Raw genomic sequence first — 26,237 nt, 5'->3', positions numbered from 1 at the left:
CATGCAACTAACTCAATTCGTTCACCGATCCATGCGAGCAGCCCCGGAAACCCCGATGACAGTGTTCGGAGATCGAGTCCGAAGCTGCCGACAATCGGTCGAACGAATCACGAAGCTGGCGGGCGGAATGCAGGCGATGGGTTTGCAACCCGGCGATCGCGTCGCGATTCTGGCATTGAACTCGGACTGGTACCACGAGGCGCTGATCGCCTGTTGGTGGTCGGGAGCAGTGGCCAGTCCCGTCAATACTCGTTGGAGCCCATCGGAAATCACGTACGCGCTCGAGGATTCCGGCTCGACCTTCCTACTGGTCGACGACAACTTCGCTTCCATCGCGATCGCCCTTCGCGAATCGTGCTCGAGTCTGGCAACCGTGATCTACTGCGGCGAAGGACAGGTTCCCGAAGGAATGCTCGACTACGAACTGGTGATCTCGGAATCGACTCCCGTTGCCGATCTACGCGTCGGTGGCGAGACCTTGGCGCTTCTTCTCTACACCGGCGGCACGACGGGCGTGCCGAAGGGTGTGATGGTCAGCCATCAATCTCTGATCACTTCGGCTCTGGGCACACTCGCCGCGGGAAATGTCGCCGTCAGCGGCGGAGTGAACCTCGCGGTCAACCCTCTGTTCCACATCGCCGGGATAGTCGGATGGTTGGCCCAGTCGTTGATGGGCGGCACTCAGGTCTTCCTGTCGCGATTCAGTCCGGGCGTATTCCTCGAAGCAGTCGACCGCCATCGGCCGACGACTGTCGGCCTGGTCCCGACGATGCTCCAGATGTTGATCTCGCACGAGGACACGACTTCCTACGATCTGACCAGTGTTCGGGTCCTGAGATACGGTGCATCCCCCATTTCTCCGACGCTCCTGCGGCAAGTCATGCACATGTTCCCCAACAGCGCCTTCGCGCAGGGCTACGGGATGACGGAAACCGCCCACATCAGTGTTCTCAGCCCCGCCGACCACCTCGAAGGCGGCGAGTTGCTCCGAAGCGCCGGTCGCATTCTCCCGCACTGCGAAGTCCGGATCGTCGATCCGACCGGAACGGAACTGTCTCCGGGAGAGATTGGCGAAATCGTCACGTTCGGCAGTCACATCATGCTCGGATACTGGAACAAACCGACCGAGACCGCCGAGGTACTACGCGACGGATGGATGCATACAGGCGATGCTGGATACCTCGACGAGCGTGGTTACCTGTTCATCGTCGATCGCATCAAGGACATGATCGTCACCGGCGGCGAGAACGTGTACTCCACCGAGGTCGAAAACGCCTTGGCTCGGCACGAATCCGTGGCAGCGTGCTCTGTCATCGGATTACCCGATTCCCGATGGGGAGAACGCGTGCACGCCGTAGTAGTTCTTCGAGCGGAATCGAACGTCGACGCCGACGCACTGCGCGCACATGTGAAGACCCTCATCGCCGGGTACAAAGTTCCTCGCACCTTCCAGTTTGTCGACGCGTTGCCGGTCAACGGTGCCGGCAAGGTACTCAAACGCGATCTGCGCGCGTTGGCCGCAGCGCCGGAGTAGCCAATCTCCCAGTCAGGCTCGGGAACCATCCATCACTTGCAGGGAATTTTCAAATTCCTTGACAACTGCACCTATCTCGGCCAAAGTGAATATGCGCTAACCGCGATTCGAAACTCATTCATCAGCTGGCGGACACTTTCGCCCAGATTCCGAGGAGTTTGTCATGACCAGCCTCGACGCCGGAGTCATCGGCACCCGAATTCCCGAACACTCGGTGGAGGTCGAGCGCGGACGGCTCGCCTTCTTCGCCCGTGCCACCGGTCAGGACGACCCGATCTACACCGATCGGAGCGCCGCCGAGCAGGCCGGACACCGCGACATCCCCGTCCCGCCGACGTTCTTGTTCTGCCTCGACATGGAGCGGCCGAATCCGTCCACGTTCTACGCAGATCTCGGAATCGACATCCGGACGATCCTGCACGGCGAGCAGGAGTTCACCTATCTCCAGACCGCTTACGCAGGTGACACCCTCCATTTCTCCACTGCGGTCACGGATTGCTACGCGAAAAAGGGTGGTGCACTGCAGTTCCTGGTTCGCACCACCGAGGTGTCACGTGACGGAGAAGCGATAGCAACCCTTCGCTCCACCACGGTCATCCGTGATCCCCGAGCTTGAAACACTCATTCAACCTAGACTGCAAGGACATTGAACATGGGCACTCTCGACGGCAAGGTCGCCATCGTATCCGGTTCCGGCCGCGGTATCGGCCGTGACATCGCACTCCGCCTCGCTTCCGAAGGCGCATCCGTAGTGGTCAACGACCTCGATCCCGAACCTGCCCACGAAACGGTCGAAGACATCAAGGCCGCCGGTGGACACGCAATCGCTTGCGTCGGATCTGTGACGGACGACGATTTCGCAGAACGTTTTGTCGGCACCGCGATCGATGCATTCGACGGACTGGACATCATTGTCAACAATGCCGGATACACCTGGGACACCGTCATCCAGAAGATGACCGACGAGCAGTGGGACACCATTCTCGACGTCCATCTGAAGGCGCCTTTCCGCATTCTTCGGGCCGCCCAGCCTTACATCAAGGCCAACCCTACCGACTACCACCGCAAGGTCGTCAACGTCTCTTCGGTGGCCGGCCTCTACGGAAACCCCGGACAGTCCAACTACGCAGCTGCCAAGGCCGGAATCGTCGGTCTGACAAAGACTCTCGCCAAAGAGTGGGGTCGATACAAGGTCAACGTCAACGCGGTTGCCTACGGGTTCATCCTGACTCGCATGACCGAAGCGGTTGCCGGCGACGATTCGTTTGTCGAGATCGGTGGCCGCAATATCAAGGCCGGTGTCAGCGCCGCTGTCATGGAACGAGTCAAGACGTCCAACCCGCTCGGCCGTCCAGGTACTCCCACAGAAGCTGCCGGCGCTGTGTACGTGCTCTGCACGCAGGACACCGACTACGTCAGCGGACAGTGTCTGACCGTCGATGCCGGCTCACGCTAGCCTCCCAACCAGCGAAAGATGCTTACTTCCATGACGACTGACGCCAGTCCAAGCGGCCCACTCGCGGGCCTTCGCATCGTCGAACTCGGCGGTATCGGTCCCGGACCGTTCTGCGGAATGATCCTTGCAGATCAAGGCGCCGACGTGATTCGGATCGACCGAAGCACCGAGGCTGGAAACCAGTCCGGACATCCTGTCCTGCATCGCAACCGGCGTTCGGTAGCTCTGAACCTCAAGGATCCGTACGACGTCGACACCGTCTTGAAGCTCATCGACACCGCCGACGCGGTCATCGAGGGGTTCCGGCCGGGAGTCACCGAGCGTCTGGGGTTCGGCCCGGACACTTGCCTGGCCAGGAACCCGAAACTCGTGTACGGCCGGATGACCGGGTGGGGCCAGGATGGGCCGCTGGCGCATGAACCAGGCCACGATCTCAACTACATCGCTCTTACCGGCGCACTCGGGGCCATGGGAGCCCCCGGGGATGTCCCTCCGGTTCCGCTCAATCTGGTCGGAGACATGGGCGGTGGCGGAATGCTGCTGGCACTCGGTATCACGACCGCCATGCTGCGAGCACGAATCGACGGCCGCGGACAAGTGGTCGACGCGGCGATGACCGACGGCACCGCCCTCCAGTTGGCCTTGATCCACGGGCTACTCGCGCGTGATCGCTGGGTTGACGAGCGGGCATCGAACATGTTCGACGGCGGCGCTCCCTTCTACCGGAACTATCGTTGCGCCGACGGCGGATTCATGGCTGTGGGTTGCGTGGAGCCACAGTTCTACGCCGCAACCATGAGAGTGCTCGGTCTGACCGAGGATCCACTGTTCGCACAACAGCACAACAGAGATGCGTGGCCGGCAATGGCTGACCGACTCGCCGAATTGTTCGCGACCCGTACCCGCGACGAATGGGACTCTGCATTCGACATGCAGGGTGCCTGCGTCTCCCCGGTGTTGAATTTCAACGAAGCAGCGGCACACCCGCACAACGCCTTCCGTGCCACGTTCGGCAAGTTCGGCGACGGGCACATCCAACCGAATCCAGCTCCTCGCTACTCCGATACACCGGCCGATGACCCGCGTCCCGCACCCGTCATCGGTCAACACACCGACGAAGTGCTCGCCGAAATCGGCGTAGTCACCGCCACACGCTGAAACCGAAAAGGATCGCATCATGGGAACACTCGACGGCAAGGTTGCCATCGTCTCGGGCTCGGGCCGCGGCATCGGCCGCGAAATCGCTCTCAAGCTCGCCTCCGAAGGCGCCTCGGTAGTGGTCAACGACCTCGATCCCGAGCCCGCCGCTCAGACTGAACATGACATCAAGGCCGCAGGCGGACAGGCCGTCTCGTGCATCGGCTCCGTTGCCGAGGACGGATTTGCAGAACGCTTCGTGGACACTGCTGTCGAATCGTTCGGTGGACTCGACGTCATCGTCAACAACGCCGGTTACACCTGGGACAGTGTGATCCAGAAGATGACCGACGAGCAGTGGGACACCATCCTCGACGTCAACCTCAAGGCACCGTTCCGGATCCTGCGTGCCGCTCAGCCGTTCGTCAAAGCCAATCCCACCGGCTACCACCGCAAGGTCGTCAACGTTTCGTCCACCTCGGGTGTCTTCGGCAATGCAGGACAATCCAATTACGGCAGTGCAAAAGCCGCCGTCGTCGGTCTCACCAAAACGCTGGCCAAGGAGTGGGGCCGTTACAAGGTCAACGTCAACGCTGTCGCCTTCGGCTTCGTCGTCACCCGAATGACCGAGGTGACTGCCGATTCCGACACCAAGATCACGATCGACGGCCGCGACATCCGTGTCGGAGTCAATCCCGACCGCATGGCAGCCATGGCAACCACCATCCCCTTCGGCCGTGGAGCAACTCCGGTTGAAGCCGCAGGCGCCGTTTACCTGCTCTGCACACCGGAGTCCGACTACGTCAACAGCCAGTGCCTGGTTGTCGACGGCGGACGAGTCTGACACCGCTCCCCTCGATCATTCGGAGAAACTATGAGCCGCAGAGCATTTGTAGCCGGGGTCGGCATGATCCCGTTCACCAAACCAGGTAAGAGTGACGACTACGACGTCATGGGCGCAAGAGCGGCCACAGCGGCGTTGAAGGATGCGGGCCTCGAGTACTCGAAGGTTCAGCAGGCCTATGTCGGGTATGTGTACGGCGATTCCACGAGCGGCCAGCGAGCGCTGTACAACCTCGGCGAGACCGGCATCCCGGTGATCAATGTCAACAACAACTGCGCCACCGGTTCGACTGCACTCTGGCTGGCCCGTCAGGCAGTCGAAAGTGGCGCAGTGGAATGTGCTCTGGCGCTTGGCTTCGAGCAGATGCAGCCCGGAGCCCTCAAAGGCGCCTGGACTGATCGCCCGCGTCCGCTCGGCCGCTTCGACGAGGTCCTCGAGGCTGCCGCCGGGATCGACACATCAGTTCCGCGGGCTGCGCAGTACTTCGGTGTGGCGGGTATCGAATACATGGAGAAGTTCGGCATGAGGGCCGAAACCTTCGCCAAGGTCCAGGTCAAGGCACGCAAGCACTCGGCCGACAACCCGTACTCGGTGTTCCGCACACAACTCACCGAAGAAGAAGTGATGGCAGCGCCGACACTCTTCGGCCCGGTCACTCGATACCAGGCGTGCCCACCCACATGTGGCGCCGCAGCAGCGATCATTTGCTCCGAAGAGTTCGCCCGCGCCAACGGACTTCGCACAGACGTCGCGATCAAGGCGCAGTCGATGACGTCCGATCTACCCAGCACTTTCAACGAAGGAAGCATGATCAAGGCCGTCGGCTACGACGTCACCGCTTCGGCGGCTCACAACGTCTACGAGGCCTCGGGCGTCGACCCCCGCGATATCAAGGTCGTCGAGCTTCACGACTGCTTCACGGTGAACGAGGTGCTCTGCTACGAGGCTCTCGGACTCGTGGAAGAGGGCGGCGCAGAGCAGTTCATCCTCAGCGGCGACAACACCTACGGCGGACGAGTGGTGGTCAACCCGTCCGGCGGCCTTCTGTCCAAGGGCCACCCACTCGGTGCCACCGGTCTCGCCCAATGCACGGAGTTGGTATGGCAGCTTCGCGGCGACGCCGGTCCACGTCAGGTGGACGGTGCAACCCTCGCTCTGCAGCACAACCTCGGCCTCGGCGGTGCCGGAGTCGTCACCCTCTACGAAAAGGTGAGCTGAGATGGATACCGGAGACACCCTGGACCTGACGGTCCCGAAGATCACTCGCACCACACTGGCTCTGTACGCCGGGGCTTCGGGTGACCACAATCCCGTCCATATCGACATGGATGCCTGTGCGGCAGTTGGTATTCCCGACGTCTTCGCCCACGGCATGTTGTCCATGGCGTACCTCGGACGACTTCTCACCGATAACTACGAGCAGGAGCGCATCCGTTCCTTCTCTGTCCGGTTTTCCGCGATCACCCCGGTGAACTCGACGCCGCAGTGCACCGGCACGGTCGTCAAGGTCGAAGACGGCCTCGGTCACCTCGATCTCACCATGACGCTGCCCGACGGCACCGTGACACTGCGCGGTTCCGCAGTCGTCGCGGTCAACTAACCCTCCACGAGAAAGCAGAACGAGATGAAGCGCAACCTCTTCACCCAAGAGCACGAGGACTTCCGCGAAACGATCCGCACGTTCATCGCCAAGGAGGTCACTCCGTTCTACGCAGACTGGGAACGTGACAACCGCGTCCCACGAGAGTTGTTCAACAAGCTCGGCGATCTCGGTGTCATGGGTTTCGACATCCCCGAGGAGTACGGCGGAACCGGCACGATCAGCTACAAGTTCCAAGCGGTGATGGACGAGGAAACCTCGCGCGCGGCGGTGAGCTTCGGCCACTACACGGTCAGTACAGGCATCGTCCTGCCGTACCTCTTGCGTCTGGCGAACGAAGAACAGAAGCAGCGCTGGCTCCCGTCGATCGCCACCGGCGAGAAGACGCTGTGCATCGCCATGACCGAACCCGGCACCGGTTCCGATCTGGCCGGCATCCGTACCACTGCCAAGCTCTCCGAAGACGGCACGCACTACGTGCTGAACGGGGCGAAGACATTCATCACGGGAGCGGTCAATTCCGAACTGTGCGTGGTGGTTGCACGCACGTCCGCGCCTGCAGAGGACGACCGCCGCTTCGGCCTGAGCTTGATGGTGGTTCCCACCGACGCACCCGGCTTCGAATACGGTCGCAAACTCGAGAAACTCGGCCTGCGCGCCAGTGACACCAGCGAGCTTTCATTCACCGACGTCAAGGTTCCGGTTGCCGATCTCCTCGGCGAGCAGGACAAGGGGTTCTCGTACCTGGGGCAGAACCTGCCGCGTGAGCGCCTCTCGATCGGCAGTCGTGGCGTGGCATCTGCCCGTGCTGCAATCGAATTCGCGAAGGCATACGTCCAGGAACGCCAGGTGTTCGGCAAGCCCGTCGCAGCGTTCCAGAACACCAAGTTCGTTCTCGCCGAGTGCTCTGCCGAGGTCGAGGCCGCGCAAGCACTCGCCGATCGCGGCATCGAACTCGACGATTCAGGCGAACTCACTGCCGCCGACGCGGCGCGCATCAAGCTGTTCGGTACCGAGGTCGCCGCGCGCGTGATCGACAAGTGCCTGCAATTGCACGGCGGCTACGGCTACATGCTCGAGTACCCGATCGCACGCCTGTACGCGGACACTCGTGTGAGCCGCATCTACGGCGGTACAAGCGAAGTCATGAAGACGATCATCGCCAAGGACATGGGTCTGTAGAGACCAGAGCCAAATCTTCCCAGTCACACGAACGATCGAAGGAGTTCCCATGCGTGACGCAGTCATCGTCGACGCCGTCCGGACCGCAGTCGGTAAACGAAACGGTGCACTTTCCCGAATGCATGCAGTCTCACTGTCTGCACATGTTCTCGAGGCCTTGGCCGATCGAGTAGATCTCGATCCGGCGCTCGTGGACGACGTGATCTGGGGCTGCGTCGGCACGCTCGGGATGCAGTCCGGTTGCATCGCCCGGTCTTCGGTCCTGGCGGCCGGTTGGCCCGAACATGTGCCCGGGGTTACCGTCGATCGCCAGTGCGGGTCGTCTCAGCAGGCAGTTCACCAGGCGGCTGCCGGCGTGATCTCCGGCCAGTACGACGTCGCGATCGCGGGCGGCGTCGAGATGATGAGCGCTGTACCGATGGGCTCCGCGCGTGCGGACGCACGTTTCGGTGAGCCGCACGGGCCGCTTGTCTGGGAGCGCTACAACGGTATCCGATTCAACCAGGGCGTGGGCGCCCAGATGATTGCCGAAAAGTACGGCATCTCGCGAGCCGAACTGGATCAGCATGCGCTGGATTCGCACGAGCGCGCCGCCGCCGCCGTCGACGAAGGTCGCTTCAAGGATCAGATCACTGCTGTGACGGTGACCGACGCCGACGGCCGCAGCAGTGTCTTCGAGAAGGACGAGGGTGTGCGCCGCGGTGGCACCCTCGAAAAACTCGGATCGCTCAAACCTGCTTTTTCCGAGGATGGTTCGATTACCGCTGGTAATTCGTCGCAGATCTCCGACGGTTCCGGCGCGCTGCTCGTGACCACCAGCGAGTTCGCGAAGTCTCAGGGTTGGACACCCATCGCGCGTATTCACACCGCGGTGGTCACCGGTACGGATCCGGTCACCATGCTCGAGGGTCCGATTCCGGCTACGGCGAAAGCTCTTGCAAAGTCCGGTCTCTCGATCGGTGACATCGGCGCATTCGAGATCAACGAGGCTTTTGCCTCGGTGTCGCTCGCGTGGCTCCGTGAGACCGGCGCCGATTACGAACGCATGAACCCAAACGGTGGCGCGATGGCACTGGGTCATCCGATCGGCGGTTCCGGCGCACGTCTGATGACCACTCTGGTACATCACATGCGAGAGAACGGCATCCGCTACGGATTGCAGTCCATGTGCGAAGGCGGCGGAATGGCCAATGCGACGATTCTCGAGCTGATCTGAGATGACGGCTACAGAGATCCAGAGCCCTGACATGAGTTCGAGTTGGCCACTCGGGCTGCCCCGCAGCTTGGAATATCCCGACTGTGGTGCCGATGCGATCCTGGCCGGAGCGGCCCGCTCGTACCCGGACCGCCTCGCGCTCGTCGACGGCGACACGTCACTGACCTACTCGCAATTGCGTGATCAAGCGCTGCGCGTAGCGCAGGGCCTGCGGGAGCGCGGTGTCCAGCCGGGTGACGCCGTGGGACTGCACATGCCGAACTCGATCTGGTTCATTGTCGCGTACTACGGCGCACTGTGCGCCGGAGCAGCAGTGGCTCCGATAAATCCGGCCCAGCCCGTGGCCGAATTGAAGCGCCAACTCGACGACGTCGACGCCAAGGTCGTCTTCACCCATCCATCTTGTGCTGCAACGGCAATCGAGGTCAACGCACTGTCCACACCGCCTCGCATCCTGGTACTGGTTCCGGGAGCCGGCGCGCAGTCCGGCCATTGCGAAGGTCTCACCTCCATCACAGACCTCGCCTCGTCGAAACCGCTGGCCGACTACCGGGTGGATCCCGAACTTGTTGCTCACCTGCAATTGACCGGCGGCACGACCGGAAAGTCCAAGGCCGTACGAGTGCTGCACCGGAATCTCGTGGCCAACGTGCTCCAATCCGCCTGTTGGCGCTCCGGTCATCGAACCGAACTAGTCGACGGGGCACTTCTCGTTCGGCCGATCGACGGCGCGTTGACGCGTTACTCCATCGTTCCGGGTGAGGGCGCGTCGATCTCGATCGCGCCGCTGTTTCACGGACTCGGTCTGGTCAGTCACAACTTCACCACCTTGCTCGGTGGCACGGTGGTACTCGGGACGCGCTTCGATCCGGACCGATTTCTCGCCGACGTCGACAGGTATCGAGTGACGTACATCGGCGGGTCTCCCACCATGTACTACGCGTTGCTACGCGCACGAACCCTGCGTGAGCACGATCTGGGTTCGGTTCGGATTCTCGGATCCGGAGCAGCCCCACTCGACACGACGGCGATCCGTACACTGCGAGGGGTCTTTCCGAACGCACTCGTCACCGAAGGCTACGGGCTCAGCGAAGCAACAATGGGTCTGACGATGGGTTCACCGTGCGAAGAACGCCCCACCCCGTTGGGGAGCGTCGGCCTCCCCTTCCCCGACACCGAGATTCAGATCCGCGACGAAGTCACCGAAGCTGTACTGGCAGCGGGCGAGACCGGTCAGATCTGGGCCCGAGGTCCGCAGATCGCCGACGGATATCACAACGAACCGGAACTCAGCGCCGGCCAGTTCATCGGCGGTTGGCTTCATACCGGAGACATGGGTTGGCGTGACGAGCAGGGCAACCTGTTCATCGGTGGGCGCTCCAAGGACTTGATCATCTACAAGGGGTACAACGTCTACCCGCAGCCACTCGAAGAGTTGGTGTGCTCGCACCCCGACGTATTGCAGGCGGCTGTAGTCGGCGCCCCCGACCAACTGGCCGGGGAGATTCCGGTGGCCTTCGTCGTGGTCGACTCGGAGTCAGTCGATCGGGTCGAGCAGATTGCCACCGAGATCATGGAGCACGTTGCCACGCAGGTTGCTCCGTACCAGAAGATACGTGACGTATACGTACTCGACGAGTTGCCGTCGACCCAGACGGGGAAGATCCGTAAGAACGAACTTCGTGACAGTCTGGCGCCCTGAGCGTTCGTCCCTCACACGACTACAGTTGCGCGGTATCCGAGAGTTCTACGGATACCGCGCAACTGTTCGCTCTTTCGTCAGGGTTCAGCCAGGTTGGCCACGGCCGAGCCTTCTCACTACCAGAGCTTCGGTAGCAGATCGGTGTTCGTCGCTGGCGCGAATCAGTTCGGCCGAATCCTGATCCCGGACGGCCTGGAGAATCCTGCCGTGGTCCTCGGAAACCTGCCGCCTCGACGACGGTTCGTGAATGTACAGGGCGCGGTAGAAGTCCGACATATACCAGAGCCGATCCACTTCCTGCAGCACGCGCTTCAGGGGCGAATACGAGAACAGGCGGAAGTGGAACTGACGGTTGGCTTCCTGAAACTCGGGTCCCTCCTCGCTCGGTTCGGCCTGGTCGACCCGCTCCTGGATTCCTTCCAACTCGGCGACGTCGACGCCACCGAGATCGATCGACGCCAGGATCTCCGTTTCGAGCAGACGTCGCATCAGGTAGAGCTCTGAAAGATCTTCACTGCTGAATCTGGCGACGGTGTACCCGGTGTTGGACTTGTGTTCGAGGACCCCCTCTGCCTGCAGGGTCGAAAGTGCCTCGCGGACCGGAATTCTGCTCACGTTCAACCGCTCGGCGAGCTCGCTTTGGTGAACCTTCTGTCCAGGCAACAGCTCGCCCGAGACGATCATCTGCCGGATCTGTTGCAGGCAGCGTTGTGCACCGGTTGGTTCCTTCACGGTGGACACGATAGTGGTCGCGTCGACCTCACCTCGCTTTGAACTGCGGTTGCACTCGTGCGAGGTTGGCCTCGATGCCGGCGACGCAGTCTTCGGTCCCCCACAGAACAACCTGCTCCGCCAACTCTCGCTCGAGCACAGTGGCGACCTCGTCCCGCAGCCCTGCGCGCAACGTCGCCTTCATGGAGCGGACGGCCAACGGTGCGCTCGAGGCAATTTCGTGTGCGTACGCGAGCGCCTCCTGCCGAATGTTCGCATCCTCGGCCAGACGGTCCACCAAGCCGAGTTCGTGCGCCTGTGTGCCGGTCAGCCGCCGCGCCGTGTACAGCAGATCGGCTGCGCATTGTGCCGAGACGATTCGGGGCAAGGTGACGCTGAGCCCGAATCCCTGATGAAACCCCAACGCAGCGAAGTTCGCGTGCAAACGCGTCGAGGGCCCGGCAACGCGAAAGTCCGCCGCGCAGGCGAGGCCGAGCCCACCACCCACCGCGGATCCCTGCACTGCCGCAATCACGGGAACCGGAATCTCGAACAACCGCAATGCCTCTGTGTAGATCGTGCGTACCGTGTCGGCACGATCGGGCCCCAGTCCGCCCTCACCGAAGTTCGCGCCGGCGCAGAAGTGTTTGCCTGCCGATGCGAGAACGATCGCTCGAATATCTCCACCGTTGACGAGATCGTCTGCCGCATCGGCGATCTGCTGCAGGAGTGCCTGATCGAAGTAATTGGCGGGCGGACGTGAGAACTCGATGGTTCCTACGTGTCCGTCGATTTCCAGGTACACGGCGTCGGTCATGATTTCAGCTCCAAGGTCGGTTGAGGGTCGGTGATCAAGCGGGGCAGGGAAGGCATTGCCGCGACGGCCGTTCCGAGTTGCTTCGCAAGCGCGATCTCGTCCCCGAACTCCGATCTCCAGGCATGCAGTCGACGCGTGAGTTGTTGCAAGCGGTATTCGCGGGTCATGCCGATCGCACCGTGCGCCTGGTGGGCGGCGCGCACGCTCGCGAGCGCATTTTGCGAAACCACCAATTTGGTTGCACACACTTCGAAGTCGGCGTCGCGACTGGTGAGCGCATACGCAGTGCGATCCACGGCCAGCGTGGACATCGATGCCATCTGAGCGAGGGTGACGATGTGCTGCTGGACGGCTTGGAATTGCGCGATGGGCCTGCCGAACTGCACCCGCTCCGACACGTAGCGCCGGGTCAGCGTCGACACCGCCTCCATGGCTCCCGCCATCTGCACCGATCGCAGGAAGGCGCCGAGTCTACCGAGAATCCGGGGATCGACCGGGTTGTCACCGTCGACGGTCCGCGCTTCGGAGAACGTCAGGCTCTGACGCGGTTGCCCCGCAAAGTCCGTCCCGGAACCGATCTCGGCGTCAGAGATGTTCAGGAGTACAACTCGATCACCGAGAACTGCCGCCAGCACTGACGCGGCGCTCCCCCACGGCACATCGTGAAAGGTTCCCGATACCAGGCCGTCGCTGGTCCGACGCGCATCGTCGTGCTGCGATCTCGGCGCGACGGTTGCGATTCCGGAGGGCACCGGTAGCCCAGCCGCTGCTGCCAGTCTGCCGGCAAGGTACGTCTCGGCGAGGGGCAACGGCGCAGCGTGCCTCGCGGCAGCGCGCTGCACAGTCACGGCGTCGAGGAGCGAGCCACCGGAACCACCTGCAGATTCGGGAAGACCGACCAGTGGCAACCCCAGTTCCACTGCCGCGTCCCATAATCCGGTTGGCAGACCGTCGATCTCGGCCTCCGCTACCACCTCGGTGCCGGACTTCTCGGCGAAAAATTGCTCGACCATCGCTTCGAGGTCGGCGTCGAATGTGTACGCGTTGATCTCTGACCCCGAATTCATCGGTTCAACCCTTTCATGATCACGGTGCGGAGAATTTCGTTGGTGCCGCCGCGAATCGACCACGACGGCGCCACCAGCACGGCCCGGGCGAGCAGTGACTCGTACGGATCGTCGGATGCAAGGTCGGGAGCCCGGCCGAGGTGCCGCGCGACGGTCGCAACACAGTCCTGTTCGAAGCGTGTTGCCATCTCCTTGATCAGCGCGGCCGCTGTGACCGGCGAGCGACCGGCGTCAACCATCCGTGCGATGGACAGCGACATCCCGCGAAAAGCCCAGCAGCGTGCGGTAATCGAGCCCAGATCGGCGAGGGCACCTGGACCGCCTTGCGCTGCTTGGTTGGCCGCCCAGTTCTCGAGGACCGGCATCAGCGACATCCAACGGTCGACGCCACCTCGCTCGAGTGCGAGTTCGCCGGTGTTTTGTCCCCAGCCCGCTCCGACGTCTCCGAGGCGACGCGAATCCGGCACGAAAACGTCCTGGAACGACACCTCGCAGAAGTCCTCACTACCGTCGATGAACGGAATGGGTGAGACGGTCAGGCCCTCGCTGTCGCGATCGACGATCAGCTGAGTGAGTCCGTTGTGCTTGTCTGCCGAGGTTCGAAGCAGGGCGAGTATGTGTGTGGCGTGGAAGGCGCCGGTGGTCCAGATCTTGGTGCCGTTGACTTTCCAGCCACCATCGACACGTTCGGCGCGAGTGCGCACTGATGCCAGGTCCGACCCCGAGTCGGGCTCACTCATCCCGATCGAGAACGAGAACTCACCGCTCGCGATACCGGGAAGGAAGTACCGCTTCTGTTCTTCCGTGCCGTTGGCGGCGATGCTCGGACCCGACTGTCTGTCCCCGATCCAGTGATACCCGACCGGTGCTCCCCGCGCGAGAAGTTCTTCCACGACGACCAATCGATCCACTGCTGACCGTCCGCCCCCACCGTATTCCTTCGGCAGCGACATGCCGAGCCACCCACGGCTACCGAGATCTCGCGAGAACACCGGATCCACCGCCCCCGACATCCCGAGTCCGAGTGGATAGCTACCGGGGGTGAGCCGCTTGTCGAGGTATTCCCGTACTTCTGCCTGAAGTTCGAGTTCCTCGATCGTCAGCTCTGTTGCGTCGAAACGCATGGACGTCTCCGATCAGTTGAATTCATCGACTAGGTTCTTGAGGAACGTATGCAAAAATGTATACAATCTTGAATATGACTGTCTGCCAACAGTACCCGGCTGATTGTGCGGCTAACTGGCCAGCAAGACGGCGGAGCCGATCTCGAACAGGCGCTCAGGCAGATCGTCACGACGACGTAGTCGGCCGATACGCACGGCGTTCTCCACAACCGTCAGAGCAGCATTGACGGTGATTCTGGCCGTCGCGGGTTCCAGTCCCGGACGAACGGCGTCGAGCATCTTGACCCACAACGCGACGTACTCACGCTGATTCTGTTCACACGTGCGGCGGAACTTGTCCGGCAATTGGTCGAGTTCACTGATCAACAACCCGATCAGATGACGCTCGTTGATCGCGAAATCGATATGTGCCGCAAGCAATCCGGACAACGCGTCCTCCGGCCCGGTTGCCGCAGCGAGCGCCTGCGCGACACCGATCCGGCGCCGCTCGCCGCCTCTCGAGACCGCCGCGATCAGTAGGTCGATCTTGGCATCGAAGTGGTTGTACACATTGGGGCCCGTGGTTCCGGCAGCCTCACCGATGTCCTCGGTGTTGACCGCCTGATACCCGCGCTCATCGAACAGACGAATGGCTTCGGTCAACAAGAGTTCACGTCTCGGCATCGCCACCGGAACGTGACCGGTCGGCGTCTCCATCTTCCCCTCGGAGTGACCGAGTTCCGTATGCACCGCCCGCTCCGCCAACTCTGCCAGCAGCAGTTCCATCTGACGTCTCGGTAGTGACACCCGATGCGAGGACACGCTGTTGAAGACGGCAATGAGAGCCCAGGCGAGCAGATAGCTGTCTTCTTCGTCGAGCTCGGGACGTTCCGTTCTGATCAGCGCAGCATCGCGTGCGGCAGCGCTCTTGAGCGTCGCGCGCATTTCCTCCCGTTGCTCGTCGGGTAGGTAGCGAGCTTCGCGTTGCCACAGGAGAGAGAGCCCTCGACGACGAGATACCGACGCCGCAAGCTCCGCGATCAGCGATTTCAGATCCTCGGACCCGGCGACTCGATCGTAGAGAGATTCGATACCTGCGTTGACCGCTGCGTAAAGCAGATCCGGCTTGTTCTTGAAGTGCCGATAGAGGGCCGGGGCCGTGATTCCGACTGCCGCAGCGACCTGCGCAACGGACACATTGTGATACCCGTGCTCACGGAAAAGTTCGCCTGCAGCAGCAAGAATTTGCTGCTTACGGTCGTGGGGCCTACGTACGACCATCGTGACTCTCTCCTTCGCGACAACCGGAACTCGAACAACCTGGGTTGCATCGTCAAACGCATACCTATGAGTTATTATTCACTTATTGCTGTAAAACAACAGCTCATTCCGCAATTTTCTCTCAACATCTGGTTAGAGAACCTTACCTCACCGCAGAACCGGATACCTGACTTCAGGGTACCGAGCCCAAGGAGAATCGCGTGCAACGAACCGTCTACAACAGCGATCACGATACGTTCCGTCACATGATTCGGACGTTCATCGCCCGTGAGGTCGTCCCACACTTTCCAGAATGGGAGGAAGCCGGCATGGTTCCTCGATCACTGTATCGACAGTTGGGTGACCTCGGAATATTCGGAATCGAACTGCCCGAGGAGTACGGCGGCGGCGGCGAGGCGAGCTTCAAGTATCAGGCCGTGATCCGCGAGGAGACCGCACGGGCAGGGGTCACGTTCGGCGCCGACGTCGTCCATACGTGCCTGGTCCTGCCTTATCTGGTGGAGTACGGCAACGACGAACAGAAAGCGCGATGGCTTCCCGGTTTCCTCTCCGGCGAACTGATGACCGCCATCGCGATGACCGAGCCTGGCGCCGGTTCAGACCTTGCCGGGATCAAAACAACGGCGCGACTGTCCGGCGACGGCAGCCACTACGTCGTCAACGGATCCAAGACGTTCATTACCGGCGGAGTACAGGCTGACCTGATTCTCGTGGTCGCTCGCACCAGTCCGCCGAGCGAAGTGAACCGCCGCGCCGGTCTGTCGATTCTCTGTGTCGACACCACGTCGGACGGCTTCGGCGTCGGTCGCAAGCTCGAGAAGTTGGGGCTGAGAGCGCAGGACACCGCCGAACTCTCGTTCACCGACGTCCGCGTGCCTATCGAGAACCTCCTCGGCGAGGAGGGTGCTGGTTTCGGCTACCTCACCCGAAATCTCGTCCGGGAACGACTCGGCGCCGCCGTGGGGTCCTACGCGAATGCCAGCGCAGCAATCGAGTTCACGACCGAATATGTCAAAGAGCGCGAGGTCTTCGGTGCCCCCGTGGCTCAGTTCCAGAACACGAAATTCGTATTGGCCGAATGCTCGGCAGAAGTCGCGGCCGCGCAAGCTGCGGTCGACCGCGCACTCGATCTGGACGAGATCCGTGAGTTGACCGTCGCGGACGCCGCGAGGATCAAGCTCTTCTGCACCGAGATGGCCGGCCGCGTCATCGACAAATGTCTGCAACTACACGGTGGATACGGCTACATGCGTGAGTACCCGATCTCTCGCCTGTATGCGGACACACGGGTCAACCGAATCTATGCGGGCTCGAGTGAAGTGATGAAGACGATCATCGCTAAGGACATCGGCATTTGACACGAGCTGATTCGGCCCCACCTCGACAATCGAAGTGGGGCTGAATCTTTTGCGACTTCGCCGGGTCAGGCGGGGAGGAAGATGCTCTTGGCTTCGAGGTACGCCGCCAGACCTTCAGGGCCGAATTCGCGCCCCACACCGGAATTCTTGTAACCGCCGAAGGGACCAACGACGTCGAATCGTTGGCAGTTCACCGAGAAGGTACCGGTCCGGATCTGCCGTGCCACCTCGATGCCGCGCGCAGTGTCCGCAGTCCAGACCGCTCCCGAGAGTCCGAGGTCGGAATCGTTGGCAATCGCGATCGCGTGAGCTTCGTCCTCGAACGCAATCAGGCAGACGACCGGCCCGAAGATTTCCTCGCGAGCAATCCGCATGGAGTTGTCGACGTTGCCGAAGACCGTGGGTTCGACGTACCAGCCTGTCGAAAGCCCCTCCGGCACAGACCCTCCCGTCAAGATCTTCGCACCCTCTGCCTCACCGATTCCGATGTAGTCAAGCACTCGTTGCTGCTGCGCCGCACTGGTCATCGGGCCGATCACAGTCGCCGGATCGGTCGGATCACCAACTTTCATCACCGCGACCGCAGCCGCAAACTTCTCCGCAATCTCGTCATACCTACTGACCGGCAACAGAATACGCGTCAACGCGACGCAAGCTTGACCACTGTTGGCAAAGGATCCCGCCAGGATGTTGGGCAGCGCCTGATCGATATCTGCGTCTTCGAGAACTATCGCAGCCGACTTGCCACCGAGTTCGAGTGTCACTCGTGTGAGATTCGTGGCTGCAGCAGCCATGATCGCCTTACCTGCTACCACCGACCCGGTGAAGGCCACCTTGTCGATTCCGGGGTGGGACACGAGATGAGCGCTCACGTCCCGGTCGGCAGGCAAGACGCTGAGCACTCCCTTCGGAAGTCCTGCCTGTGAACATATTTCGGCCAGCAAGTTCGAATCGAGCGGCGTCTCCGGAGCCGGTTTCAAGATCACCGCACATCCGCTCAGAAGTGCCGGAGCAAGTTTCGCAGCGATCACTAACTGCGGCACATTCCACGGAACGATTGCTGCGACGACACCCACCGGTTCGTGACGGATCAACATCGGGCCGCCGACGCCCGCACGCGACTCTTCGAACGGAAACTGCGCCGCAACGGCACACGCCGTGCCGTATGCCGCAACGGCTCCCAATACCTGCGTGCGCATCGCCGAACTGGCCGGAGCACCGTTCTGCCGCGAGATCAGCGCTGCGAATTCCTCACTCCTGGCGAGGATCGCGTCCTTGATGCGGGTGACCACCGCAATGCGGTCAGTGAGGGGCGTCTGCGCCCACACTCCGGAATCGAATGCCGCCCTCGCGATCTCCACTGCGCGGTCGACATCTGCCGTCGACGCGGCTGGAACCGAACCGATCACGCTCTCCGTATGCGGCGATATCACCTCGATGACGCCGCTACCGGACGGTGTCACCCATTCTCCGCCGATGAATAGTTCCGTGTACTCGACACGTGCTTCCATGCTCGCCCACTCCTCAGGTTTAGTGTTCAACCGATCAGGACCCTGATCACGTGAATCTTCCTTCGACCATCTGATTCAGATCATAAAGTTAATTTGCAATAACGCAACCACGCGTCTTGCCAACCCTTGACACAGTTAAGGATTGAGCCTTACCGTAGCGGAAGACCCCCACCCGAACGAGTAAGGATGACGGACATGACGGCATTCGTGAGCGGACAGATCTACCCGGTAGCAACCGATCCACTCGCTGCTTACGGGCCACTCGTGGCCTCACGCACCGCCGAGGGATTCGACGTATTGCCGTACACGCGTTTCACACTCACTCCGACGACGCCCACCATCGGTGCGGAGATCTCGGGAATCAGCCTGAGCGGACAACTCTCGGACGAGACGATGTCGGAACTTCGCCGAGCGCTACTCGAATGGAAAGTACTCTTCTTCCGCGATCAAACTATCGAACGCAGCGAACACCGAGATTTCGCGAGCCGATGGGGCTCACTGGAGCAACATCCGTTTTTCAAGTACACCCAACCAGGCCAGAGTGAAGCCGACATTGTCACTCTCGCCAAAGACGCGATGACCGGCGGTGTGGAGAACAACTGGCACAACGACGTCAGCTGGCACGAATTCCCCTCGTTCGCAGCGGTCTTGCGTGCAGTCGAGGTTCCGTCAGTCGGCGGCGATACCTTGTGGGCCGATACCGGAGCGGCATACGAACTACTCCCGGAGGGCATCAAAGAACGTATCGATAACCTTGTTGCCGAGCACGATTGGATCAATTCGTTCGGCAAGCACATGGATCCGTCAACAGTGGCGAAGTTACGCCCACAGTTCCCTGCCGTTCGACATCCGGTGGTGCGGGTGATCCCCGAGACCGGGCGGAAGGTACTCTTCGTCAATCTCAGCTTCACTCAGAGGATCGTCGGGGTGCCCGAAGCCGAGTCCAACGAGCTACTCACCCTGCTCTACCGACACGTGCATCGCCCCGAATTCCAAGTACGACTCAAATGGCGGACGGATACGATTGCGTTCTGGGACAACCGAACTTGTCAGCACTATGCGGCCAGCGACTACTTTCCCGCTCGCAGAGTGATGGATCGAATCTCGATCGTCGGCGACAGGCCCGTGGGCACTCGCTGACGCGGGAGCCTCAGGAGCTGACGAACGACTCGACCATCCGTCGTTCGGCGGCCCTGTCTGCGAGAGGCCACGCCAAGAGCATCAACACGATCCGAACCACCCACTGCGACTCTTGACCTTCAGGATCCAAGCCCGCAAGTTCCAGCGCAGTACGCGGCAGCAACGGCGAGGACACGAGATACTCGTCGATTCCGTTGGCCCGCGCCGCCGCAAGGCCGTGGCTCATGGCAGCGTCGGATCTGATCGCGTCGACGGCGACGAGGATCGACTCCACGATGCGCTCGTCGCCGTGCAGTGATTCGACGGCAGTCGCGACCTGGCTCGCCACGGATGCCGCGCCTCGTGACAACAACCCCTCGCGGATCGCGGACTTGCCACCTACGTAGCGGTAGAGCGTTGCCCTCGAACAGCCTGCGCGGGCAGCGACGTCGTCGGCATTGAACCGATCGAATCCCTGTTCTCGAATCAGCTCCGCCGCAGCCGCGAAGATGCGCTCGGTTGCGAGTTCACTGCGGTTACCGCCGGCCAACCAGTCGGCGGCGCGACGCTCGTTTGCACCGGTCACTCTCCGTCACCTCGTCTCACTCTGAGACAGATTCAATCAGAAATCTCTATGCCAAGGAAGGCGGTGGGCCTCTGACCAGGGAGAAGCCTTGAAGGCCCAACGGGCGTGAGATTTTCACAAAATACCAGTTCAGAGGCCTTTTCCACCTGTTGACTTCTCCTTCCTGGCCGTGAAATCTTCCCTTCGTGACACCATCGACGCTCGACATCAACCCTTTCCTGCCGTCGAACATCGACGACCCGTACCCGCTATACGACGTACTCCGGCGCGAGCACCCCGTGTACCGAATTCCTGATACCGACTTCTATCTGGTGTCCACGTGGGAATTGGTCACCGAAGCCGTTTCCCGTACCGACGACTTCTCCAACAACCTCACCGGCGTGCTGGTTCGAACACCGGACGGTTCGGCAATGACCTTCGACATGAACGGCGGCGGCCAAGCTGTTCACGTTCTCGCGACTGCCGACGAGCCCGACCATCAACACCAGCGCAAACTTGTCTTGCCGACACTGGTCGCCAAACGTATACGAGCACTCGAGCCGGTGATGACCGAGTACACGCAGCAGTTGTGGGACAACGGCTTCGACGGTCGACGGATCGAATGGGTCACGTCGGTAGCGGACACGCTGCCGCTACAGATGGTTGCCACGCTGATCGGCCTGCCGGCACACGACGTCCCCCAATTGCTGGCGTGGTCGTACGACAACACCGAACTTCTCAGCGGCATCGTGACGTCGGAGCGTTTGACAGGCGTCGTCACCTCGGCGGCCGAACTCACCGGGTACCTCTACAGCAAGTTTCGTGACGCACGGGCTCACCCGGTGGATGATCTCCTCGGAGACCTCGTCCGTTGCTGTGACGCAGGCGAACTCAGCGAAGACGTGGCCGTGCTGATGTTGGTGCAACTCGTCGGTGCGGGTGGCGAATCGACCGCCGGACTGATCGCCAACTCTGCGCGGTTGCTCGCCGAGCGCCCTGAGATTCAGACGCAGCTGCGCGAGGACCCTCTACTCGTGGGCGCGTTCCTGGAAGAAACGCTCAGGCTCGAGTCACCCTTTCGCGGACATCACCGACATGTCAACGCGGACACGACACTCGGTGGCATGACACTGGCCGCCGGCAGTCATCTCATACTGCTGTGGGGTTCGGCGAACCGCGATCCTGAGTCATTCACCGAACCACAGGTGATGAACCTCGACAGGGTCAATCCCCGAGCGCATTTCGCCTTCGGTAAAGGAGCACATTTCTGTGTCGGGGCCGCGCTGGCTCGTCTGGAAGCAAAGACCGCGATCGCAGTCCTTCTCGAAAACAGTTCGCACGTCACAATCGATTCCGAATCCCCACCACGTTGGGTCCCCAGCATGTTCGTGCGCCGCCATCAAAGCTTGCACCTGAACGTCTCACCCTGTCGTGAGGTCACACCATGAGCCCGAAGAACTGGTCACTGCCTTCTGCGCCGAGTGGAAGCTCGGTAGTGCCGAGACAATCGCATCGTATTTCAGTGAAGATGCTGTTTACCATAATATTCCGATGGAACCGATCGTCGGACGCGTCGAGATCCTGACTTTCCTGGAAGGCTTCATCTCGGCCTTCGGTGGGATCGAATTCACGATTCATCACCAGTCCGCCAACGGTGCGACCGTACTCAACGAACGGACCGACCGATTCGACCTCGGCGACAAACACGTAGTCCTGCCGGTCATGGGAATCTTCGAGATCATGGACTCGAAAATTGTGGCATGGCGTGACTATTTCGATCTCGCACCGATCAACAAACTGTTGGCCGTGCCCCCGGGTCCGGAGATCCGGGGGCACAGTCGAGAGGTCGAGTGATGAGCCGCTACCCGAAGTCAGGCATGTTCTGCCCGCTGTCCTTGTAGAACTTCCACGTGCCGTCCTGCGGCGACTCCATGATGCGGTAGACCTCGGTTGCCCCCACAATCCACAACTGGCCGTTGTACCAGTGCAGAGTGGAACCCGATTCGACACGGCCGCTTGCGAGTTCGTTGCCGTCGGCGTCGACGACCGCAACCTTGTTTCCACCCGCGGTCCAGCCTCCGGTGAGACCACCATTCTCGACTGTGTCAGTAAGCACCGGCTTCGGGTCCGCTGTCGGAGAAGTCTCCGGCGACGTGGTTCCCGGCGTAGTCGGTGCCGAGGTTGTCGTGTTCGGTGTCGTCGTGTTCGGTGTCGTCGTGGTGGTCGGGGCCTCGGTTGTGCTCGTCGGCTCGGTAGGCGTTGTCGGAGAGGCGGTCTCGCTCGTCGACGGAGCTTGTGAGGTGGTCGATTCCGACTCGACAGCTTCCGGCTCGGTCGCAACCATCGCTTCGGCCTGCATCCTGCTCAGAGGGTTCGCGCCGTTCGGCGCCGGGGTGCTCGGATCCCAGGTGGAGACGTTCTCCCAAGCCTGGTTTGGCTTGCTTGTGCTCGAACTACCCTCGCACGCGGTGCGACCACTAACCCAGTCTTTGAAAGACATGCCGGCGCCGGTTGTATATCCCGACGAGGTCATCGGGCCATTTATGGTGTAGACCCTGATGTAAAGTCCCGAGCGATCCGAGTCAGATACGCTCGACCACTGAAGTTGCGTAGCGGTGAAGGTCCTTGTGTCCTTGACGGTGTTGTTACTTCTGTTCATCAGTTCGACCTTGTAACCCGTTGCCCCGGGTACAGCGCTCCAATAGGGGTTTCCACGCTGGCTCGTGACAGAACCTGAGGTCGAGCACCCGATACTTGCGGTCAGCGGCGTCGGATAGAAGTTGCCCGTCGCCACCTGTGCGCCAGTCGAATTGACCACGTCAGTTGGATTTGCCAACGTCCCAGTGGCCTGAGCCAGACCGAAAGCCATTGCAGCAGCGCCGCCGACAGCGATCAACGACCGCAGCGACTTCATGCGGGTGCTAGCCCGTCGCATTTCAATCATTATGAGCCTCCTGAAGCTCCCCGCAGGTTTCGTCAGCATCGACGCGGGCGTCATTTGTAGTGGCGGCGCGGGCATTCTCCAGACGCCGGTCTTTAGTTCGTCCAAATGCGATGACCAGCACCGCGCCTACCAATCCGCCGCCAAGGAAGGTTGCGAGCGGGCTGGAAAGCCAAGCAACGACATAGCCGAGCCCGCCGACGCTGATGAACACTCGGTCGGCCTCGGTGATGGTGTAGGGCAGTCGATCAGCCACATTGTTGGCATCGCCCTTGAGCGTGGCGAGCACGGTGTCCGCTCCTGCCGATTCGAGTTCGACCACGCGGTGGGTGATGCGCACGCCTTGGTCGTTGTCGACGCTGATCACGTCGCCGACAGCCAATTCAGTTGCAGGCACGGTCTTCGCCAGCGCCAGCGCACCGGTGGAAATTGCAGGTTCCATCGAACCCGAGCGAAACACCAGTGGTTTGATCCCGAATATCAGGGACGCGAGAGTGGCGATTATGCAGATGAGCCCGGCGACCGCAGCCACATTCAAGGCAATTTCCTTGCCACGACTGCGTCCCACGCTCACCTCCTCATCGGTGCTGTCCATCGCGATGATCACTGCCCCGTTGCGGTGAAGTTGAAGCCCAGATCGGCGATCTTGAACTGCTCCGTCTGACCCGCGGTCGAATCGACGGTCACCTTGATGCACACCTGCTCCGAAACACCGGCAGCGAGTGATCGGCCAGAGACGAGTGTCGGGTTCCCGGAGAACGCTTGCTGCGTCCCGATGATCGGTCCTGAACAGGTACTGCCGTCGTTGGCGCCGGTCTGATGTAGGGAAACCTTGAGCTTCCCGATCAGCGCGGACGAACCCGTGGCCGTTGCCGATACCGCCCACTGGAAGTTGGCAGTTCCGGTGTTCTGAACCGTCAATGCCCCGGCCTCACTCTGGCCTGGCAGCATGCTGCTGCGCTTGAGTTCGGTGAATTGGTGTGCGGGCCGCTGGTTGTCGACTTTCAGCTGGACCGACGAAGTGCTGAACATGCCGGTGGTCGCAGTAGCGCTGTCGGACCACGCCGCCATCGTGCCGACCGCTCCGAGGCCCAGGACCATGCCCAGTGAGAGCACGGCCCGGGTCCGTATCCAACCGGTCTCGCCCAGACGGCTTCGCATCCGCGCCCCGAGACGCGCGTCGCCGCCCGATTTCTGTTCTGTAGACATTCTGCTGTCCTATTTCGATTCGGAGGTTGGTGCCGATGGATCGGCGGGCAATACCGGCGCGCCGAGTTCAGGGCCGGAAAGAGTCGGGTCTGTGCCACTTTCGTCGTCACCGGCCTTGCCCCGCTTGTCGCGGATGCCACTGACGACCATCCACACGGCATATACAGCCAGGCCCGCAGCTACGCCTGTGGTGAGAATCGAACGCGATTGCCCTTTGATCACCGAGTTCACCCGGCCCAGATACGGCGCCGAGTAGATGACCCGACCACGGATCTGCTCGGGCACCAGCGACCACGAGTCGGCGACGGGGTTGTTGTCGCCGCGAGTGTGGATGCGACGCTCCCCTTCCCCCGTGTAATAGATGCCTTCGATGCGGTGGGTGACCACCGCTGGATCGCCGGAGACGGGCTGGAACGTGATCACCTCCCCGGTGGTCAGATCCTCGTTGGGGGTCGGCTTGACCACGATGAGCGTGCCAGGGGGCATGGTCGGTTCCATCGAACCGGTGAGAACCGTGTACGCGGTGGAGCCGGTGAGTCGAGGGATAACGACCATCACCGCGAGAATGCCGACCATCAGCAGCAGCAGTACCCACGAGACGATGGTGCGAGTCCACCACCATAGGGTGGTCTTGTCGTCTCCGCCTTGTTCGGGATCATGTTGCCGCTCAGATGTTTCCACGTGTGCGCTGTGCCGGGGTCGATACTCGGCACGTTCGCCTGCACGCCGGCTTCTCGCGGTGACGGTCATGACTGGCTCACTGAGCTTGCGTCGAAAGTGAACGTCGCGTTGGACTGCTGGCTCGCTGCCGCGCCCTGGCCCAACGTGGCCCGCAGGCACAACACCTGCATCTGCCCGGCCGGAACCAGCTGTTCGGAAAAGGCCGCGCCGTCCATGGCACCGTTGTAGAGCTCAGTGCCCACGTCGCCAGTGGCGGTGCAGGCCGCCTCGTTGGCTACCTTGGCCACGCGCAGGCTCAGCGGCGGTGGGGTCGCGCCGTTGAGTACAACATCGGAAAGCACGTAGTTCATTTGCACGTTGCCGGAGTTGATCACCGGCAGAGGCATCTGAATGCTGTCGCCCGGGCCCTTGTTGTCCAACTTGAACCCATCGAGGTTGAACTGCTTGACCCCTTCACCGCCGGCAGAGATATCGAGCATGCCTGCCTGGATAGTGCCGCCGGTCGATTCTGCGGTATCGCGCCACAGCGCGCCGGTCTGCTGCACCGAGACGAACCCGATGAGCAGAACCGACGACGCTGCGATCGCCCATTTGTATTGGGTCTTCACGTGACCTTCTTCTGGTTACGGATTAACTACGGGGTGAGCGTCTGCTCGAGGGTGACCGAGGCTCCCGACAGCGTGGCTGCCTGGCCAGCGCCGTCCGTGTTGGTGGTGTCCGGCTTGAACGTGATCGTCGTGGTGATATCGCGCGTGCCAGTGCCCGCGGAGACGCTCGCGTTCTGACCACCGGCAGTCGCGACCTCCAGCTTGCTCGCGAGAGCCCCGGAGATTCCGCCGACGGTAGGTGTCAGCGTCGCCTTCAGGTTGGTGCCGACGAGGGTGTAGTTGTACGTGGCGGTGTAGGTGAGTACGTCACCGGGGACAATTTTGTCGCTGGCCGGGTTGAACGTGTTCGCGCCGAGCTTCCATACGCCGGAGCCGGCCGCTTCGCTGATCGTCATCGAGCCGGCATTGACGGTCTGGCTTCCGCCAGCGCCGGTCGACGCGTTCCACGCAGCCATGGTTCCGGCACCACCTGCGAGCAGAACAGCAGCCGCACCTGCGGCGATGGCACCCTTTGTGGTCTTGTTCATCTGGTATTCCTCCTGTGCAGTTCGCGGCGGGACATCCGACGCGCTTGGTTGAGCCCGGGCCGTGCGGA

General features: G+C 61.6%; 28 protein-coding genes. 15 read left to right on the top strand and 13 right to left on the bottom strand.

Annotation, left to right across the window (positions count from 1 at the left end; all coding sequences use genetic code 11):
• Nucleotide 1: 1 nt before the first annotated feature.
• The 10 genes from ABH939_RS02140 to ABH939_RS02095 all read left to right on the top strand — a co-directional run bounded on the left by ABH939_RS02140 (nt 2) and on the right by ABH939_RS02095 (nt 10,671).
• The gene (locus tag ABH939_RS02140) at nt 2-1,534 is read left to right on the top strand and encodes a long-chain fatty acid--CoA ligase (protein ID WP_065455239.1); all 1,533 of its coding nucleotides are present in this window, start codon (nt 2-4) and stop codon (nt 1,532-1,534) included.
• A gap of 163 nt (nt 1,535-1,697) precedes the next feature.
• A complete protein-coding gene (locus ABH939_RS02135; RefSeq protein ID WP_054827131.1) occupies nt 1,698-2,150 on the top strand; it encodes a MaoC family dehydratase N-terminal domain-containing protein in 453 nt (150 codons plus the stop codon).
• A 36-nt stretch (nt 2,151-2,186) separates the two neighbouring features.
• Nucleotides 2,187-2,990, top strand: coding sequence for an SDR family NAD(P)-dependent oxidoreductase (locus tag ABH939_RS02130; protein ID WP_404649260.1), 804 nt, complete (start codon nt 2,187-2,189; stop codon nt 2,988-2,990).
• A gap of 30 nt (nt 2,991-3,020) precedes the next feature.
• On the top strand, nt 3,021-4,148 hold the full coding sequence (locus ABH939_RS02125; RefSeq protein WP_254593719.1) for a CaiB/BaiF CoA-transferase family protein: 1,128 nt from the start codon (nt 3,021-3,023) through the stop codon (nt 4,146-4,148).
• A gap of 19 nt (nt 4,149-4,167) precedes the next feature.
• Entirely contained in the window at nt 4,168-4,971 is an 804-nt protein-coding gene (locus ABH939_RS02120; protein ID WP_003940160.1) for an SDR family NAD(P)-dependent oxidoreductase, read from the top strand.
• A gap of 30 nt (nt 4,972-5,001) precedes the next feature.
• On the top strand, nt 5,002-6,189 hold the full coding sequence (locus ABH939_RS02115; RefSeq protein WP_065455237.1) for a lipid-transfer protein: 1,188 nt from the start codon (nt 5,002-5,004) through the stop codon (nt 6,187-6,189).
• Nucleotide 6,190: 1 nt separating this feature from the next.
• Nucleotides 6,191-6,571 (top strand): MaoC/PaaZ C-terminal domain-containing protein, encoded by a 381-nt coding sequence (locus tag ABH939_RS02110; protein ID WP_054827133.1) that lies wholly within the window; start codon nt 6,191-6,193, stop codon nt 6,569-6,571.
• Nucleotides 6,572-6,595: 24 nt separating this feature from the next.
• Nucleotides 6,596-7,753 (top strand): acyl-CoA dehydrogenase family protein, encoded by a 1,158-nt coding sequence (locus ABH939_RS02105; RefSeq protein WP_054825171.1) that lies wholly within the window; start codon nt 6,596-6,598, stop codon nt 7,751-7,753.
• 49 nt (nt 7,754-7,802) lie between these two features.
• Nucleotides 7,803-8,969, top strand: coding sequence for a thiolase family protein (locus ABH939_RS02100; protein ID WP_081558385.1), 1,167 nt, complete (start codon nt 7,803-7,805; stop codon nt 8,967-8,969).
• A gap of 1 nt (nt 8,970) precedes the next feature.
• Nucleotides 8,971-10,671, top strand: coding sequence for a class I adenylate-forming enzyme family protein (locus ABH939_RS02095; protein ID WP_099697566.1), 1,701 nt, complete (start codon nt 8,971-8,973; stop codon nt 10,669-10,671).
• Between the two features lie 84 nt (nt 10,672-10,755).
• Here the strand turns inward: ABH939_RS02095 and ABH939_RS02090 are convergent, their stop codons facing one another.
• The 5 genes from ABH939_RS02090 to ABH939_RS02070 form a co-directional block, all read right to left on the bottom strand.
• On the bottom strand, nt 10,756-11,403 hold the full coding sequence (locus ABH939_RS02090) for a GntR family transcriptional regulator (protein WP_404649259.1): 648 nt from the start codon (nt 11,401-11,403) through the stop codon (nt 10,756-10,758).
• A 28-nt stretch (nt 11,404-11,431) separates the two neighbouring features.
• On the bottom strand, nt 11,432-12,199 hold the full coding sequence (locus tag ABH939_RS02085; RefSeq protein ID WP_003940516.1) for an enoyl-CoA hydratase/isomerase family protein: 768 nt from the start codon (nt 12,197-12,199) through the stop codon (nt 11,432-11,434).
• Entirely contained in the window at nt 12,196-13,266 is a 1,071-nt protein-coding gene (locus ABH939_RS02080) for an acyl-CoA dehydrogenase family protein (protein ID WP_404649257.1), read from the bottom strand. The genes ABH939_RS02085 and ABH939_RS02080 overlap by 4 nt, the downstream gene beginning before the upstream one ends.
• Entirely contained in the window at nt 13,263-14,390 is a 1,128-nt protein-coding gene (locus ABH939_RS02075; RefSeq protein WP_404649256.1) for an acyl-CoA dehydrogenase family protein, read from the bottom strand. Before ABH939_RS02075 ends, ABH939_RS02080 begins: the two co-directional genes overlap by 4 nt.
• Nucleotides 14,391-14,501: 111 nt before the next feature.
• Nucleotides 14,502-15,650 carry a TetR/AcrR family transcriptional regulator gene (locus ABH939_RS02070; protein WP_404649255.1) on the bottom strand — a complete coding sequence of 383 codons (1,149 nt, stop codon included), beginning with the start codon at nt 15,648-15,650 and terminating at the stop codon, nt 14,502-14,504.
• Between the two features lie 200 nt (nt 15,651-15,850).
• Between ABH939_RS02070 and ABH939_RS02065 the strand changes: the two genes are divergently transcribed.
• On the top strand, nt 15,851-17,008 hold the full coding sequence (locus ABH939_RS02065; protein WP_404649254.1) for an acyl-CoA dehydrogenase family protein: 1,158 nt from the start codon (nt 15,851-15,853) through the stop codon (nt 17,006-17,008).
• A gap of 65 nt (nt 17,009-17,073) precedes the next feature.
• Here the strand turns inward: ABH939_RS02065 and ABH939_RS02060 are convergent, their stop codons facing one another.
• On the bottom strand, nt 17,074-18,519 hold the full coding sequence (locus ABH939_RS02060) for an aldehyde dehydrogenase (protein WP_065455231.1): 1,446 nt from the start codon (nt 18,517-18,519) through the stop codon (nt 17,074-17,076).
• A gap of 186 nt (nt 18,520-18,705) precedes the next feature.
• On the opposite strand from ABH939_RS02060, the gene ABH939_RS02055 reads away from it, so the two are divergent.
• Nucleotides 18,706-19,659, top strand: a complete 954-nt coding sequence (locus tag ABH939_RS02055) for a TauD/TfdA family dioxygenase (protein WP_081305339.1) — start codon at nt 18,706-18,708, stop codon at nt 19,657-19,659.
• Nucleotides 19,660-19,669: 10 nt separating this feature from the next.
• On the opposite strand, the gene ABH939_RS02050 is transcribed toward ABH939_RS02055, so the two are convergent.
• Nucleotides 19,670-20,224, bottom strand: coding sequence for a TetR/AcrR family transcriptional regulator (locus tag ABH939_RS02050; RefSeq protein ID WP_003940253.1), 555 nt, complete (start codon nt 20,222-20,224; stop codon nt 19,670-19,672).
• Nucleotides 20,225-20,409: 185 nt separating this feature from the next.
• Between ABH939_RS02050 and ABH939_RS02045 the strand changes: the two genes are divergently transcribed.
• Nucleotides 20,410-21,651: a cytochrome P450 gene (locus ABH939_RS02045; protein ID WP_404649252.1), complete on the top strand. Its 1,242-nt coding sequence runs from the start codon at nt 20,410-20,412 to the stop codon at nt 21,649-21,651.
• The gene (locus tag ABH939_RS02040; protein WP_404649251.1) at nt 21,635-22,057 is read left to right on the top strand and encodes a limonene-1,2-epoxide hydrolase family protein; all 423 of its coding nucleotides are present in this window, start codon (nt 21,635-21,637) and stop codon (nt 22,055-22,057) included. Before ABH939_RS02045 ends, ABH939_RS02040 begins: the two co-directional genes overlap by 17 nt.
• A 7-nt stretch (nt 22,058-22,064) precedes the next feature.
• On the opposite strand, the gene ABH939_RS02035 is transcribed toward ABH939_RS02040, so the two are convergent.
• Nucleotides 22,065-22,319, bottom strand: a complete 255-nt coding sequence (locus ABH939_RS02035; RefSeq protein ID WP_225320132.1) for a hypothetical protein — start codon at nt 22,317-22,319, stop codon at nt 22,065-22,067.
• Here ABH939_RS02035 and ABH939_RS02030 point away from each other — a divergent pair.
• A complete protein-coding gene (locus tag ABH939_RS02030; protein ID WP_225320133.1) occupies nt 22,306-22,755 on the top strand; it encodes a hypothetical protein in 450 nt (149 codons plus the stop codon). The two genes, ABH939_RS02035 and ABH939_RS02030, sit on opposite strands and share 14 nt — an antisense overlap.
• 384 nt (nt 22,756-23,139) lie before the next feature.
• Here ABH939_RS02030 and ABH939_RS02025 read toward each other — a convergent pair whose 3' ends face one another.
• The 5 genes from ABH939_RS02025 to ABH939_RS02005 form a co-directional block, all read right to left on the bottom strand.
• Nucleotides 23,140-23,751: a signal peptidase I gene (locus ABH939_RS02025; protein ID WP_080726729.1), complete on the bottom strand. Its 612-nt coding sequence runs from the start codon at nt 23,749-23,751 to the stop codon at nt 23,140-23,142.
• Nucleotides 23,748-24,353 (bottom strand): SipW-dependent-type signal peptide-containing protein, encoded by a 606-nt coding sequence (locus tag ABH939_RS02020; protein ID WP_404649250.1) that lies wholly within the window; start codon nt 24,351-24,353, stop codon nt 23,748-23,750. Before ABH939_RS02020 ends, ABH939_RS02025 begins: the two co-directional genes overlap by 4 nt.
• 9 nt (nt 24,354-24,362) lie before the next feature.
• Entirely contained in the window at nt 24,363-25,034 is a 672-nt protein-coding gene (locus ABH939_RS02015; protein WP_404649249.1) for a signal peptidase I, read from the bottom strand.
• Between the two features lie 65 nt (nt 25,035-25,099).
• On the bottom strand, nt 25,100-25,642 hold the full coding sequence (locus ABH939_RS02010) for a hypothetical protein (protein ID WP_019745195.1): 543 nt from the start codon (nt 25,640-25,642) through the stop codon (nt 25,100-25,102).
• Nucleotides 25,643-25,668: 26 nt separating this feature from the next.
• Nucleotides 25,669-26,169: an alternate-type signal peptide domain-containing protein gene (locus tag ABH939_RS02005; RefSeq protein WP_003939763.1), complete on the bottom strand. Its 501-nt coding sequence runs from the start codon at nt 26,167-26,169 to the stop codon at nt 25,669-25,671.
• Between the last annotated feature and the right edge of the window lie 68 nt (nt 26,170-26,237).

Origin of the sequence: Rhodococcus sp. 27YEA6, assembly GCF_044908235.1 — a bacterium.
Classification (GTDB): Bacteria; Actinomycetota; Actinomycetes; order Mycobacteriales; family Mycobacteriaceae; genus Rhodococcus_F; species Rhodococcus_F qingshengii.
The sequence above is the reverse complement of the archived record's forward strand: the minus strand, read 5'-3'. Positions and strand labels throughout refer to the sequence as shown.

Bases quoted from the DNA above. Each gene is read 5' to 3' on its own strand.
- ABH939_RS02140 (WP_065455239.1), top strand. From the start codon at position 2: ATGCAACTAACTCAATTCGTTCACCGATCCATGCGAGCAGCCCCGGAA.
- ABH939_RS02135 (WP_054827131.1), top strand. From the start codon at position 1,698: ATGACCAGCCTCGACGCCGGAGTCATCGGCACCCGAATTCCCGAACAC.
- ABH939_RS02130 (WP_404649260.1), top strand. From the start codon at position 2,187: ATGGGCACTCTCGACGGCAAGGTCGCCATCGTATCCGGTTCCGGCCGC.
- ABH939_RS02125 (WP_254593719.1), top strand. From the start codon at position 3,021: ATGACGACTGACGCCAGTCCAAGCGGCCCACTCGCGGGCCTTCGCATC.
- ABH939_RS02120 (WP_003940160.1), top strand. From the start codon at position 4,168: ATGGGAACACTCGACGGCAAGGTTGCCATCGTCTCGGGCTCGGGCCGC.
- ABH939_RS02115 (WP_065455237.1), top strand. From the start codon at position 5,002: ATGAGCCGCAGAGCATTTGTAGCCGGGGTCGGCATGATCCCGTTCACC.
- ABH939_RS02110 (WP_054827133.1), top strand. From the start codon at position 6,191: ATGGATACCGGAGACACCCTGGACCTGACGGTCCCGAAGATCACTCGC.
- ABH939_RS02105 (WP_054825171.1), top strand. From the start codon at position 6,596: ATGAAGCGCAACCTCTTCACCCAAGAGCACGAGGACTTCCGCGAAACG.
- ABH939_RS02100 (WP_081558385.1), top strand. From the start codon at position 7,803: ATGCGTGACGCAGTCATCGTCGACGCCGTCCGGACCGCAGTCGGTAAA.
- ABH939_RS02095 (WP_099697566.1), top strand. From the start codon at position 8,971: ATGACGGCTACAGAGATCCAGAGCCCTGACATGAGTTCGAGTTGGCCA.
- ABH939_RS02085 (WP_003940516.1), bottom strand. From the start codon at position 12,199: ATGACCGACGCCGTGTACCTGGAAATCGACGGACACGTAGGAACCATC.
- ABH939_RS02080 (WP_404649257.1), bottom strand. From the start codon at position 13,266: ATGAATTCGGGGTCAGAGATCAACGCGTACACATTCGACGCCGACCTC.
- ABH939_RS02075 (WP_404649256.1), bottom strand. From the start codon at position 14,390: ATGCGTTTCGACGCAACAGAGCTGACGATCGAGGAACTCGAACTTCAG.
- ABH939_RS02070 (WP_404649255.1), bottom strand. From the start codon at position 15,650: ATGGTCGTACGTAGGCCCCACGACCGTAAGCAGCAAATTCTTGCTGCT.
- ABH939_RS02060 (WP_065455231.1), bottom strand. From the start codon at position 18,519: ATGGAAGCACGTGTCGAGTACACGGAACTATTCATCGGCGGAGAATGG.
- ABH939_RS02055 (WP_081305339.1), top strand. From the start codon at position 18,706: ATGACGGACATGACGGCATTCGTGAGCGGACAGATCTACCCGGTAGCA.
- ABH939_RS02020 (WP_404649250.1), bottom strand. From the start codon at position 24,353: ATGTCTACAGAACAGAAATCGGGCGGCGACGCGCGTCTCGGGGCGCGG.
- ABH939_RS02005 (WP_003939763.1), bottom strand. From the start codon at position 26,169: ATGAACAAGACCACAAAGGGTGCCATCGCCGCAGGTGCGGCTGCTGTT.